Origin of the sequence: Bacillus sp. 1021 (genome assembly GCF_014534735.1) — a bacterium.
Taxonomy (GTDB): Bacteria; Bacillota; Bacilli; order Bacillales; family Bacillaceae; genus Bacillus; species Bacillus siamensis.
In genome coordinates, this window is sequence record NZ_JACVSR010000002.1 from 683941 (window position 1) to 696962 (window position 13022).

At 46.9% G+C, this 13022-nt stretch carries 15 protein-coding genes and 1 other RNA gene; 14 read left to right on the forward strand and 2 right to left on the reverse strand.

The features are described 5' to 3' along the window. Nucleotides 1-47 precede the first annotated feature (47 nt). Both smpB and ssrA read left to right on the forward strand, forming a co-directional pair. Nucleotides 48-518: an SsrA-binding protein gene (gene smpB / locus ICW23_RS10115; protein WP_003151688.1), complete on the forward strand. Its 471-nt coding sequence runs from the start codon at nucleotides 48-50 to the stop codon at nucleotides 516-518. A 167-nt stretch (nucleotides 519-685) separates the two neighbouring features. Beyond that, nucleotides 686-1048, forward strand: a transfer-messenger RNA (tmRNA) gene (ssrA, locus tag ICW23_RS10120). 1051 nt (nucleotides 1049-2099) lie between these two features. Here ssrA and ICW23_RS10125 read toward each other — a convergent pair. After that, nucleotides 2100-2651: a hypothetical protein gene (locus ICW23_RS10125; protein ID WP_223152288.1), complete on the reverse strand. Its 552-nt coding sequence runs from the start codon at nucleotides 2649-2651 to the stop codon at nucleotides 2100-2102. Between the two features lie 177 nt (nucleotides 2652-2828). Here ICW23_RS10125 and ICW23_RS10130 point away from each other — a divergent pair, with 177 nt between their 5' ends. Beyond that, entirely contained in the window at nucleotides 2829-3134 is a 306-nt protein-coding gene (locus ICW23_RS10130; RefSeq protein ID WP_016937916.1) for a barstar family protein, read from the forward strand. 113 nt (nucleotides 3135-3247) lie between these two features. Further along, nucleotides 3248-4042: an SDR family NAD(P)-dependent oxidoreductase gene (locus ICW23_RS10135; RefSeq protein WP_188154446.1), complete on the forward strand. Its 795-nt coding sequence runs from the start codon at nucleotides 3248-3250 to the stop codon at nucleotides 4040-4042. A gap of 40 nt (nucleotides 4043-4082) precedes the next feature. Here the strand turns inward: ICW23_RS10135 and ICW23_RS10140 are convergent, their stop codons facing one another. Further along, a complete protein-coding gene (locus ICW23_RS10140; RefSeq protein ID WP_188154447.1) occupies nucleotides 4083-4973 on the reverse strand; it encodes a LysR family transcriptional regulator in 891 nt (296 codons plus the stop codon). Between the two features lie 152 nt (nucleotides 4974-5125). Here ICW23_RS10140 and ICW23_RS10145 point away from each other — a divergent pair, with 152 nt between their 5' ends. The 10 genes from ICW23_RS10145 (at nucleotide 5126) to azoRB (ending at nucleotide 13014) form a co-directional block, all read left to right on the forward strand. Next, nucleotides 5126-5665, forward strand: a complete 540-nt coding sequence (locus tag ICW23_RS10145) for a GNAT family N-acetyltransferase (protein ID WP_045925952.1) — start codon at nucleotides 5126-5128, stop codon at nucleotides 5663-5665. Continuing rightward, the gene (locus ICW23_RS10150; RefSeq protein WP_395941061.1) at nucleotides 5662-6474 is read left to right on the forward strand and encodes an amino acid ABC transporter substrate-binding protein; all 813 of its coding nucleotides are present in this window, start codon (nucleotides 5662-5664) and stop codon (nucleotides 6472-6474) included. Before ICW23_RS10145 ends, ICW23_RS10150 begins: the two co-directional genes overlap by 4 nt. A 25-nt stretch (nucleotides 6475-6499) precedes the next feature. Beyond that, the gene (locus tag ICW23_RS10155; RefSeq protein WP_188154449.1) at nucleotides 6500-7312 is read left to right on the forward strand and encodes an amino acid ABC transporter substrate-binding protein; all 813 of its coding nucleotides are present in this window, start codon (nucleotides 6500-6502) and stop codon (nucleotides 7310-7312) included. A gap of 22 nt (nucleotides 7313-7334) precedes the next feature. Continuing rightward, nucleotides 7335-8057, forward strand: coding sequence for an amino acid ABC transporter permease (locus tag ICW23_RS10160; protein ID WP_016937921.1), 723 nt, complete (start codon nucleotides 7335-7337; stop codon nucleotides 8055-8057). A gap of 15 nt (nucleotides 8058-8072) precedes the next feature. Further along, complete coding sequence (locus ICW23_RS10165; RefSeq protein ID WP_188154450.1) at nucleotides 8073-8780, forward strand: amino acid ABC transporter permease; 708 nt, start codon at nucleotides 8073-8075, stop codon at nucleotides 8778-8780. Then, nucleotides 8777-9556 carry an amino acid ABC transporter ATP-binding protein gene (locus tag ICW23_RS10170; protein ID WP_016937923.1) on the forward strand — a complete coding sequence of 260 codons (780 nt, stop codon included), beginning with the start codon at nucleotides 8777-8779 and terminating at the stop codon, nucleotides 9554-9556. Before ICW23_RS10165 ends, ICW23_RS10170 begins: the two co-directional genes overlap by 4 nt. Continuing rightward, nucleotides 9553-10569, forward strand: a complete 1017-nt coding sequence (locus tag ICW23_RS10175; RefSeq protein ID WP_188154451.1) for an LLM class flavin-dependent oxidoreductase — start codon at nucleotides 9553-9555, stop codon at nucleotides 10567-10569. The genes ICW23_RS10170 and ICW23_RS10175 overlap by 4 nt, the downstream gene beginning before the upstream one ends. Before the next feature lie 2 nt (nucleotides 10570-10571). Further along, entirely contained in the window at nucleotides 10572-10859 is a 288-nt protein-coding gene (locus ICW23_RS10180; protein ID WP_188154452.1) for a glutaredoxin family protein, read from the forward strand. Continuing rightward, complete coding sequence (locus ICW23_RS10185) at nucleotides 10856-12184, forward strand: LLM class flavin-dependent oxidoreductase (protein WP_188154453.1); 1329 nt, start codon at nucleotides 10856-10858, stop codon at nucleotides 12182-12184. Before ICW23_RS10180 ends, ICW23_RS10185 begins: the two co-directional genes overlap by 4 nt. Nucleotides 12185-12378: 194 nt before the next feature. Then, the gene (gene azoRB, locus ICW23_RS10190) at nucleotides 12379-13014 is read left to right on the forward strand and encodes an FMN-dependent NADH-azoreductase AzoRB (RefSeq protein WP_003151719.1); all 636 of its coding nucleotides are present in this window, start codon (nucleotides 12379-12381) and stop codon (nucleotides 13012-13014) included. Nucleotides 13015-13022 lie beyond the last annotated feature (8 nt).

A 13022-nucleotide genomic window follows, 5' to 3' on the forward strand; every position in this document is an offset into this window, starting at 1 on the left:
GCGTATCGCACACATGAACGGTTTTTGCGGAGAGAGGAGGATAAGGCATGCCAAAAGGATCAGGCAAAGTGCTATCACAAAACAAAAAAGCAAACCATGATTACTTTATAGAAGAAACCTATGAAACAGGCATCGTGCTGCAGGGGACGGAGATTAAGTCCATCCGCGCCGGCCGCGTAAACATGAAGGATTCCTTTGCGAAAATCGAGCGCGGAGAAGTGTTCCTCCACAACATGCACATCAGCCCGTACGAGCAGGGAAACCGCTATAACCACGACCCGCTCCGGACGAGAAAGCTTTTGATGCACAGGAAAGAAATCAATAAGCTGATCGGCCTGACGAAAGAGAAAGGCTATTCCCTCGTGCCGCTGAAGCTGTACTTGAAAAACGGCTTCGCCAAAGTGTTAATCGGCCTCGGAAAAGGGAAGAAAACATACGATAAACGCGAAGATTTAAAACGAAAAGACGCCAAAAGAGAAATCGAAAGAGCGTTCAGAGACAGACAAAAAGGCTTCTGATGCCTGAGCCTTGATGTGATGACTGCCCTATGCTATACTGTTCACACATCAGATTCACAGGCTGTTTATTGAAGACATTCCCAATTGAATTTGTCTGTGATCATGATATAATAACAGTACAGCCAGTTGAGCAAGAGCTTGATAGATCTCCCGTATACCCTTAACAAGGGGACGTTACGGATTCGACAGGGATGGATCGAGCTTGAGCTGCGAGCCGAGAGGCGATCTCGTTAACACGCACCTAAATATAACTGGCAAAACTAAAAGTTTTAACCAAAACTTAGCACTAGCTGCCTAATAAACGCAGCGAGCTCTTCCTGACATTGCCTATGTGTCCGTGAAGAGCACATCCAAGTAGGCTACGCTTACGTTCCCGTCTGAGAACGTAAGAAGAGACTGACAGACTAGCTCTCGGAAGGCCCGCCCGCAGGCACGAAGACGAGTGAAACACGAAATATGCAGGCTACGCTCGTAGACGCTTAAGTAATCGATGTTTCTGGACGTGGGTTCGACTCCCACCGTCTCCATACATAATGCCGAAACCGCAGTGTTATCAAGGCTTCCAAAGCTTTCGATGGCACTGCGGTAACATTTTGGCAACACTTTTTAAAATTCTTCGTTTTCTCCCTTTGTGCTGAAAGGAAGATGGCTTTCGTGTTAATGCCATACCTCTTCATATCTAATTTCCTGCCGGTATATTTTAATTTCCCTTACTACTCATTCACTACTTTAAAGGATAATCTAAAAGATGATTTTTCTGTGCTTGCTTTATCTTATCATTTTGTATTATCTGTTTTTTCATATTTTGACAAATATTAAGTTGTCCAGAAAATACAGTAAAGAATAGAGATAAAGCCAACAGAATTACTGTGCTCTTTGTTTTAATTGTTTTCAGAATGAAATGAAAGATAGGGATCGAATTGCGGAGTATTTTCTTCAGGCTCGTACATGGTCTTCTGTTTAGATTTTAAATGAAATTGTTTAAATGTTTCGGTTTATACTTGAAGTTAGTGAAGAGTATTAGCTATTTCGGGAATTACATACAATATAAACTAGAATTAATTCATGTTATCATTGTTTTATGGGAGGTGACGACATGAGTAAGATGAAGAAGGCTCAATGTACCAACCTAAACGAAAGATTAAGCACTTAACTACCAATAAGTATTTTTGATGAGCGTGGAAAAAATTTATAGTAAGGATTGAAAAGATTAGCGAATAGGGAGGGCAGATAATTGTTTTTTAAAACTAGTAGAAATACGGATGAAAAGAGCACTAATATAGCTTTCTATTCTTCATTCATCTATTGGTCGGGTTTTTTATTGATAAATAGTATCCTTGATTTTTTTAACAAGGGTTTAAAGATAAATTCACTTTTGTTATTAATATCAGGCTTAATAGTTTTTTTTGTTAGTGAATTTATATCAAAATGTATCAGAAAAATAAAAAATAAAAAAGTGTGAGCGAAAGCTCACACTTTTTTATTGGGATCTACAACTGTATGTATTCGTTGCTCCTGAACCCATTTTTGTAATAATAATGCCTTTTCCTTTAGAATTGCAGGCATTTATAGTACCCATACCTAAAGCGGTACCGCACCTAACATTAATGTAAGTGCAGTTGGGCTTTTAGCAAAAATTTTAGCTATAGCTGTAGCTGTACCCCAAAATCCACTATTAATTCCAACAGCAGCACTCAATTGTTTTATTTGTGAGTTGCTAATTTTATATTCTTTATAGTTTATAACTCCCATTGTTGTTACAATATGTTCAACAGGTTTAATAACTTCACTTCTATTTAATTCGTCAACATACTCTTTGAATATGATCAAAGCGTCATTGCCTGTCAAAGAAGCAGATGTTTGATTTTCATAATTTACAATAGTATCATACAGGGTTTTTGCTGCTAAACTCAGTTGACTTATATCTTCTGGAGAATTAGATGATAGATTTTTCATATCCAATTTTTCATCTAATTCATTGATAGCATCAACTAATACTGCAGTGTTTTTTACATCTTTTCCAGGTACAGTTATCGTGTCATCTTCTGACGTTTTCACGGTGGCTAAAGTGCTAATAGGAAAAATGCTAAATAAAAGCACTAGCGATAATAGAAAAACAAAAGATTTTTTCATCTATAACCCTCCTCATAAGATTCAATTAAATTCTACCAATAATAAATAATACAGTAAATAACTAGAATATTAATTTCTCCTTAACAAGTGTGAGGTGAGTTATAATAACGGGTCGAAGGTAATGGGTCAAGGTGTATCCTGCTAAATATAATCCGAAAAATAAAGGAGTCCATTTGAATGATAGTTGTCATCATAGACGGAAAAGATATTACAAGCACAGAAGCTTTACACCGAATCTTAAAAGATCAATTAGATTTCCCGGACTATTATGGTGAAAATCTGAATGCCTTATGGGATTGCCTGACAGGATGGATCGAATATCCGCTGACTTTGGTGTGGAAGAATTTTGAGATCAGTCAGAAGGCATTGGGTTCGGATGCTGATGATGTCTTGGAGCTGTTTCAAGAGGCTCAAGAAGAGTTAGATGGTGAATTTTTCATTCAAATCGAGCAGCCGTCAGCCGGGTCAAACGACAGGCACTAAAAAGTGCGTACTTCCCCTCATCCATTTTTCTATCCGATAATAGGGACGGAAGGTTTCAGGTTTTCGATTTCTGACCATATATAAGAAGAGACTTGTGATAGGAGGAATGGACGATGGATTTGCAGTTGAAAGGGAAGACGGCGCTTGTGACGGGATCTACGTCAGGCATCGGGAAGGCGATTGCGGCTTCGCTGATTGCAGAAGGCGCGGCGGTGATCATTAACGGCCGCCGTGAAGAAAAGGTGAACGAAACGATCCGGGAACTAGAGAAACAGACGCCGGGTGCCCGGCTCTATCCGGCCGCATTTGATTTAGGCACGGCGGAAGGATGCGGCTCGATTTTTCAGCAGTACCCTGATGTGGATATTCTCGTGAACAATTTAGGAATCTTTGAACCTGCGGAATACTTTGATATTCCTGACGAGGAGTGGCTCCGGTTTTTCGAGGTGAATATCATGAGCGGCGTGCGGCTGACACGCCGGTATGCAAAGCGGATGATTGAACGGAAGGAAGGGCGGGTGATTTTTATCGCGAGTGAAGCGGCCGTCATGCCTTCTCAGGAAATGGCCCATTACAGCGCCACGAAAACGACGCAGCTGTCGCTGTCACGCAGTCTGGCCGAGCTCACGGAAGGGACGAATGTGACGGTGAATACGGTCATGCCGGGCTCCACGAAAACAGAGGGCGTCGAAACGATGCTGGAGTCGCTTTATCCGGGTGAAAACCTGACAGTGGCTGAAGCGGAGAGACGATTTATGAAGGAAAATCGTCCGACGTCGATCATTCAGCGATTGATCCGTCCGGAGGAGATCGCCCATTTTGTCGCCTTTTTAAGCAGCCCGCTGTCGTCAGCCATTAACGGATCTGCTTTGCGGATCGACGGCGGCTTAGTGCGGAGCATTATATAAGATGAATATACAAAAACCCCCGCAAAGTGGCGGGGGTTTTTTAATGCGGATCATGCTGAAACCGGCTGATGATCCTGCTGATTAAATCTTTTGTGGCGGAGTCAAAATGCTCTTCTTTTTGGTTTGTCAACAGCCCGACCGGCGGTGAAATCGTTAAGTTACGGATCGGAATGACCTTCGTGCCTCCGATCGGCTCTGAGTGCGCCGTCGCCGTAAAGATCGAGACGCCGATATTTTCCCTGACATAATATTGGTGAGCCATGCTGCTGGTCAGCTCCATTTTTCGATAGCGGCTGCCGATGGCCCGCTGCAGGTGCTGTTCAATTTGAATCCGGATCGGGCAGTTGGCGGGCGTGAAAATCAGGCATTCATTTTCTAAGTCTTCGAGATTGATACTTGTTTTGGCTGCAAGGGGATGTCTGTCGGACACGATGACATTGAGCGAGTCATGGAAAAACGGATCGAAGTAATTTTCCAAAATCAGCTCCGGCTCGCCGCATATCGCAAAATCAATGGCGCCCTCCAGCAGTTTGCGGCTGCATGTATTGGCATCATCCACGCTGACATTGACCGACATGTCCGGATAATCATCTAAAAACTCCCGCAGCACGGCAGGAAAGATCAGGCTTGCCGTCGGTTCGGATATGCCGATCTGAATAAGGCCGGCCTGGCCCTGTCTGATATCGGCCAGAGTATGGTCAAGCACCTCGTATTGCGCAAGAAGCTGCCCGGCCCGCTCATGAAACAGCCGTCCCGCTCTTGTCAGTTTCAGCTTCTTTCCCCGTTCAAAAAGCTGCGCGCCTACATCCTGCTCCAGCTGTTTAATCCGCATTGAAATCGTCGGCTGTGAATAGTTCAGAATTTCGGCGGCCTTATAAAAGCTGCCTGACTGTACGATGGTATGAAACGTTTTAATGGTGCGTAATTCCAACGAAATCCCCTCCCGGCTGTTCATTAATTTTCTTGAACTTTTCCTTTATTTTTTTTGATTAGTCAAATAAATCAGTTTGCTTTATAGTATAAACAATTAAAGCTTAGTAAACAAATTGGAATTATATATATTTGCGGGGGAGAGTGAACGGAATGAGTGAAGACATATTTCGATTGGCTGAGAAAAAGGATGCGCCCGAGTTTTTAGAACTGCTGTACAGCGCGTTTCAGCCGATCCGCAATTTGGAGATTGACTGGCCGTCGGCGCGGGCCGACCTTGACATGGTAACAGAAAATATTGAAAATCATTCAGCCGTCGTGCTGGAACGGGACGGACGGCTTCTTTCAACCATTACGATCCGTTTTCCGTGGGAGAGTGACACGCCTCCGTCAAAATATCCGTTTGTCTGGTGGTTTGCGACGCTTCCTGAGCTGAAGGGGCAGGGCATCGGCAGCAAACTTTTGACTTATGTGGAGGAACACGTGCTGCGGGATACGCTGAAGGCCCCGGCCATCACGCTCGGCACCTCGGCGCGCAAGCATCCCTGGCTATTGGATATGTACAGACGGAGGGGCTATGAAGTGTATTTTGAGCAGGAGAAAGACGGAGACATCGGAGTCATGATGAGAAAGGTGCTCATACCGGAGCGGTTTGACGCGTCGCTATTAGGCACACCGAGCTGGGCGCAATGATGAAAAAGCGGATCAGAGCCGGCTGTCTGCTTCTGCTGCTCGGCGCGCTGGCCGGGTGCGGACAAGGAGAAAGCACGAAAGCGGGGAACGGCGTGCAGACCGTCATGGTCGGCACGGGAACTGATTTTCCGAACATTGCTTTTATGGATGAAAAAGGCGAACTGACCGGCTATGACATTGAAGTGATGAAAGCCATTGATAAACAGCTGCCGCAATACAAATTTGTCTTTAAGACGATGGATTTTTCGAATCTGCTCACAAGTCTCGGAAACCGGAAAATTGACGTGATCGCACACAATATGGCGAAAAACAAGGAACGGGAGAAACGCTTTTTGTATCACAAAATCCCGTATAACTACTCGCCGATGTACATCACGGTGAAGGCGGATAATGACGCGATACACACGCTCCGGGATTTAAAAGGAAAAACCGTCATCGTCGGCGCGACGTCAAACGCGGCGGATTATATGACGGCATACAACAAAGCCCACGGCAGCCCGATACATTTGAAATACGCCGGGCAGGGCAGCAATGATACAGCGAACCAAATTGAGACAGGACGCGCTGACGCCACCGTATCTACGCCGTTTGCCGTCGATTTTCAAAATAAGACACACGCGTTCAAACAAAAGACGGTCGGTGATGTGCTGCTGGATACAGAAGTGTATTTTATGTTCAATAAAAACAGCCAAACCCTGGCGGACGATACGGATCGGGCGATTCAAAAGCTTGAGAAGGACGGTACATTGAAAAGGCTGAGTGAAAAATGGCTCGGCGCGGATTATTCAAAATCTAGTTTCACGAAATAATTGAAGCAGAAAACGGGGCGATCACATGAAAATAAAACTGGCGGTCATGTCATTAACAATTGCCGCAATGGCGGCGTTATCAGCCTGCGGCGCGGGCGGGGAGGCGGCATCAGGCAATCAGAAAAATGTGAAGAACATCACGGTCGGCACGGGAACTCAATTTCCGAATATTTGCTTTATTGATGATAAAGGAAAATTGACGGGCTATGATGTTGAGCTGGTGAAAGAGCTTGACAGGCGCCTGCCGGACTATCGTTTCACTTTTAAAACGATGGATTTCTCCAATTTGCTTGTCAGCCTCGGCCAGCATAAAGTCGATATCGTGGCTCATCAAATGGAGAAAAGCGCCGAACGGGAGAAAAAATTTCTGTTCAATCAAGTCGCGTATAACAACTTCCCGCTGAAAATCACGGTGCTCCAAGAGAACGGGAACATTCACGGCATTGATGACTTGAAAGGAAAGCGGGTCATTACGAGTCCGACGTCAAACGGCGCGCTTGTGCTGAAGAAATGGAATGAAAAACACGGCAGTCCGTTTGAAATCGCCTATGCGGGCCAAGGTTCAAACGATGCGGCTAATCAGCTGAAATCCGGCCGCGCCGATGCGACGATTTCCACGCCGTTTGCTGTCGATTTCCAAAACAAAACGAGCGCGGTCAAAGAAAAAACGGTCGGCGGGGCGCTGTCAAATGCCAAAGTGTTCTTTATGTTTAACAAAAATGAGCAAACGCTGAGTGATGACATTGATAAAGCGCTCAAGGAAATCATTGATGACGGCACGCTCAAAAAGCTGAGTGAAAAGTGGCTCGGCGCGGATTATTCAAAGGAGCAATATTAAGTGAAAAAGAGAGGGATCGGCAATGGAAAAAGCGTTTGATATCAGTATGATCGCATCCTTTGTGCCGACATTGCTCGGGTATTTGCCCGTCACGCTGTATATATTGGCGGTGTCTTTGCTGTTCGGCTTTCTATTGGGGCTGCTTTTGGCGCTGCCCCGGATCTATCGCATTCCCGTGCTGAATCAGATCGCGAAGCTGTATATCTCCTTTTTCAGAGGAACACCTATTATGGTGCAGCTGTTTATTGTATTTTACGGCATCCCGGCGCTCACGGCGCTCGCCGGAATTGACACTTCCAAAATGGACCCTTTGTATGCGGCCATCGCCACGTACGCGCTGAGCAGTGCGGCAAGAGCGGCGGAAATCATCAGGGGAGGTGTGAACAGCGTTGACCGCGGGCAGGCGGAGGCGGCGTTCAGCATCGGGCTGAACGGGGTGCAGACATTCCGGCGCATCATTCTGCCGCAGGCGCTCGTGCAGGCTTTTCCCAACATCGGGAATATGGTGATCGGTTTTTTAAAAGATACGTCACTCGCTTTTTCAATCGGAGTGATGGATATGTCGGGCAGAGGTCAGACATTGATAACGTCGAGCAATCATTCTCTTGAAGTGTATATCTCGCTTTCTGTTTTGTATTACGCAGCCGCGCTTTTATTTGAATGTGTCTTCAGATGGTGTGAAAAACGAATCAAGAAAGATGAGACGCGTCTTGTGACGGTTTTTGACATGAGCGCGCACAGCTGAAAAGGAGGGAGAACATTGGAGCTGGACATTCCGTTTATCGGCACTGCGATAAAACAAATGATGAAAACCGTTCCGCTTACACTGGCAATGACGGTCATTCCGATTATTGCCGGATTTTTCATAGCTCTCGGCAATATCACGGTGCGTATATTCCGCATCAAATGGCTGCTTGCCTGCTCAGCGTTTTACGTATCTTTTTTTCGAAGCACCCCGGCGATTCTCCATATTATGCTGATTTATTTAGGCGTTCCGCTGATTGCCGATCATTTCAGCCGCGCCTTTCATCTCGGCTGGTCGGCCAATCAGATTCCGGTCGCCGTGTTTGTCATCATGGCACTGTCATTAACGGCAGGCGCCTATATGACGGAAATTCTCCGATCAGGGATCATGGCCGTCGATACGGGGCAGGCGGAGGCGGCTTATTCAATCGGCCTGACGCGGGGCCAGATGATTCGGCGCGTGATTCTGCCGCAGGCGTTCATGATATCACTGCCGAACTTCACCAACATAGGCATCGGTTTTTTGCATACCACTTCAATCGCGGCAATCGTTGCAGTGCCTGAAATTACAGGAACGGCGACGATTGCGGCATCCGATAACTATGCGTTTTTGGAAGCATTTATCGGGGCGGCCGTCATCTATTGGGGATTAACGCTGATTCTCGAGGCCGTAAACACTTTGGCGGAAAAAAGAGCGGCCAGATATCAAGGAGGCGCAGTATGATCGAAATCCGAAACATTCAGAAACACTTTGGCAGTCATCACGTGCTAAAAGGGATCAATTTAAGTGTCCGGAAAGGGGAAGTCGTGACCATCATCGGTCCGAGCGGTTCGGGGAAAACAACGTTTCTGCGCTGCCTTAATTTACTTGAGCGGCCGGATGAGGGCGCCATTTCCGTACATGGTGAAGTCATTAACTGCAAAAAGCCGGCCAAAAAAGACATTCTCAGACTGAGGAAACAGACGGCGATGGTTTTTCAGCAATATCATTTGTTTTCGCATAAAACGGCGATTCAAAATGTCATGGAAGGCCTGACGGTCGCAAGGAAAATGAAAAAAACAGATGCGTACGCCATTGCGGAGCGGGAACTGGCCAAGGTGGGGCTTCAGGACAAATTGCACGCCTATCCGAATCAGCTGTCGGGAGGCCAAAAGCAGCGGGTCGGAATTGCCAGGGCGCTTGCCATTCATCCTGATGTGATGCTGTTTGATGAACCGACCGCAGCCCTCGATCCGGAGCTTGTCGGCGAGGTGCTTGAGGTGATGCTTAACATTGTGCGGACCGGCGCCACCATGATCATTGTTACTCATGAAATGGAATTCGCCAGAAGAGTGTCCGACCAAATTGTGTTTATGGATGAAGGAGCAATCGTGGAACAAGGAACGCCTGAAGAGGTCTTTTACAAGACGAAAAAAGAAAGAACGAAGAAGTTCCTCCGCCGCGTTCTTCCTGATTACGGTTATGACATAAAAGAACACATAAAGGAGCCTGTCGTATGATTCGTTTAAGCATTTTAGACCAAAGTGTCACCGCGGAAAACCAAACCGCAGAAGAAGCTTTGCGGCAAACGGTGAGATTGGCTCAAGAGGCCGAACAATACGGATATGACCGTTTCTGGGCGGCGGAGCATCATAACAATGAAGAGATAGCGGGATCAGCACCGGAAATTGTTATGGGGTATCTGGCCGCCAGTACGAAAAAAATCCGCCTCGCATCCGGCGGGGTGATGCTGCAGCATTACAGCCCTTATAAAGTGGCGGAGCAGTTCCGGGTTTTATCCGCCCTTGCCCCCGGCCGTATAGCGCTCGGGGTCGGCAAAGCGCCCGGCGGATTTCAGCTGTCAACCGATGCGCTTCAGCGCGAGCTTATTCAGCCCGCCCGTTTATTTGAAGAAAAGCTTGAGGAGCTGACTCATTTCATCCGCAATGATTTTCCGGACTCGCATCGCTACGCGTCATTGCGGCCGGCTCCGCATACTGAGTATGCGCCTGACATCTTTTTGCTCGGCGGCAGCACAGAAAGCGCGATCACAGCGGCCAAACTCGGCATTTCCTTCGTTTTCGCCTATTTCATAAACGGTGAAGACGCTGCGTTAGAAAAAGCGCGCCAAGCCTTTGATGAACATCTGCCGAAAGGGGCAAAAGCGGAATTTCACCTTGCGCCGATGGTCTTTACCGCGCATACAAAAGCGGAAGCGGAAAAACACGTCGTATCGCGTGAATCGGTCAAAATCATTCTCGAAGACGGCAAAAAGGTGAATGTCGCTTCCCGAAAACAAGCGGATGCGTTTCTTGAACAAGTTACGCAGCCATATAAGCTGATCACACAAAAGACGGGTGTGATTGCCGGGACAAAAGAAGAGACCGCTTCCGAGCTGAGACGACTATCGGTTCAATACAGCATTACCGATTTTGTGATTTTGTCGCCTATCAAAAATGCTGAAGAAAAACGGCTGTCTTATCGGCTGTTAAGCGAAGCGGTGCAGCCGGCCGCACAATTACAGGAGGGATGAACATGAGTCAAGAAGCAAATGTAGTGGTTTGGAGCAAAAAGGGCTGTGCGTATTGCGATGAAGTGAAAGGATATTTGCGGGAAAAGGCCATTGCGTACGAAACAATTGATGTGACGGAGCGGGATGAATTGCGTGACGTGCTTCAGACTAAGTACGGCATCCGCCATGTCCCCGTCGTTGAAATCGGCAGCGGTGACAGGCGGGTGTATCAGGCCGTTACTCAAGTCGGCATTGAACACGTAGAACGGTCGCTTGCCGATTACGAGGGAAAAAAGGGGGAGAGAAAATGAGCCGGACGGATCTTATTCAATTCGGAGCCATGATTCACGGTGTCGGCGGTACAACGGACGGGTGGCGTCATCCCGACGTCGATCCGTCAGCAAGCACGAATGCGGCGTTTTACAGGCAAAAAGCGCAGACCGCTGAAAGAGGGCTGTTCAGCTTTGCTTTTATTGCGGACGGCTTGTTCATTTCTGAAAAGTCCATCCCGCATTTCTTAAATCGGTTTGAGCCGATCACCATTTTATCGGCGCTTGCCGCTTCTACAACCCATCTTGGTTTAATCGGCACATTTTCCACATCGTTCACTGAGCCGTTCACCATCGCAAGACAGCTGATGTCTCTTGACCATATCAGCGGCGGCAGGGCGGGCTGGAATCTCGTCACCTCTCCGCAGGCGGGAGCCGCGCGCAATCACAGCAAAGAAAGCCTTCCCGACCACAGCCGGCGCTACGCCATCGCCCAGGAACATGTGGAAGTGGTGCGCGGTCTGTGGAATTCCTGGGAAGAAGATGCCTTCGTCCGCAACAAAGAAACCGGACAGTTTTTTGATCCTGACAAACTGCATCGTCTGTATCACAAAGGCGAGTATTTTCAAGTGGAGGGCCCGCTGAATATCGGCCGGTCCAAACAGGGAGAGCCGGTCGTTTTCCAAGCGGGGTCTTCAGAAACCGGCCGGTCGTTTGCCGCGCGGAATGCCGATGCAGTCTTTACGCACTCCAATTCACTTGAGGAAACGAAAGCTTTTTATGATGATGTGAAGAAGCGGGCGGCGGATTACGGCCGGGACGCTTCCAAACTGCGGATCTTTCCGGGAATCAGTCCGATTATAGCCGGCTCACAAGAAGAAGCGGAAGCGAAATATCAGGAATTCGCCGAGCTGATTCCGATAGAGAACGCCGTTAAATATGTGGCCAGATTTTTTGACGATTATGATCTGAGCCGTTTTCCGCTGGATGAGCCGTTTCCTGATTTGGGCGACGTCGGAAAAAACGCGTTTCAAAGCACGACAGACCGTATCAAAAGAGAGGCGAAATCCCGGAATCTTACGCTGCGTCAAGTGGCGCGCGAAGCCGCGTTTCCGCGAACCAACTTTATCGGGACACCGGAACGTGTGGCATCATTAATTGAAACATGGTTTCAGCGGGAAGCAGCGGATGGGTTTATCATTCACTCTGACATCCCGGGCATGCTTGAAGCCTTTGTGGATGATGTCATACCGATCCTTCAGGAAAAGGGGCTGTACCGAAAAAGCTATCCGGCGGATACACTGCGGGGGAATCTCGGATTGGATATTCCGGTCTGCAAACCAAATCCGATTTTGAGCAGAAACTAAATGTTTCTGCTTTTTCTGCTGCTTCCAACCCCCGTCATTAAAGCATTTCAAAAAAAATATACTGATTTCGAGATATTATTGTTGCTAAAAGATTTTTTTGTAACTATAATTATTACAGAACTGATCAGTATAAAAAAACATTCATATTTCATAATAAATATGTGTGTAATCTGAAAACGAAAGGGCTGTTTACAATGGCAAAAGTACTTTATATCACTGCTCATCCTCATGATGAAAAGACATCTTACAGCATGGCGACAGGAAAAGCGTTTATCGATTCTTATAAAGAATCAAACCCGAATGATGAGGTTGTACATATCGACCTTTACAAAGAAAACATTCCTCATATCGACGCGGATGTATTCAGCGGCTGGGGAAAACTTCAATCCGGCACAGGTTTTGAAGAGCTTTCTGAAAATGAAAAAGCGAAAGTCGGCCGTCTGAACGAGCTGAGCGATCAATTCGCATCTGCTGACAAATACGTATTCGTTACACCGCTTTGGAACTTCTCATTCCCGCCTGTTATGAAAGCGTACCTTGATTCTGTAGCTGTAGCCGGAAAATCATTCAAATATACAGAACAAGGCCCGATCGGTCTGTTGACAGACAAAAAAGCGCTCCACATTCAGGCGCGCGGAGGCTATTACTCTGAAGGCCCGGCGGCTGACATGGAAATGGGCCACCGTTACATCGGCATCATGATGAACTTCTTCGGCGTTCCTTCTTTCGACGGATTAATCGTTGAAGGTCATAATGCTGAACCGAATAAAGCACAGCAAATTAAAGAAGATGCGATTGCCCGCGCGAAAGAAGCCGGAAAATCATTCTAATCTAAAAA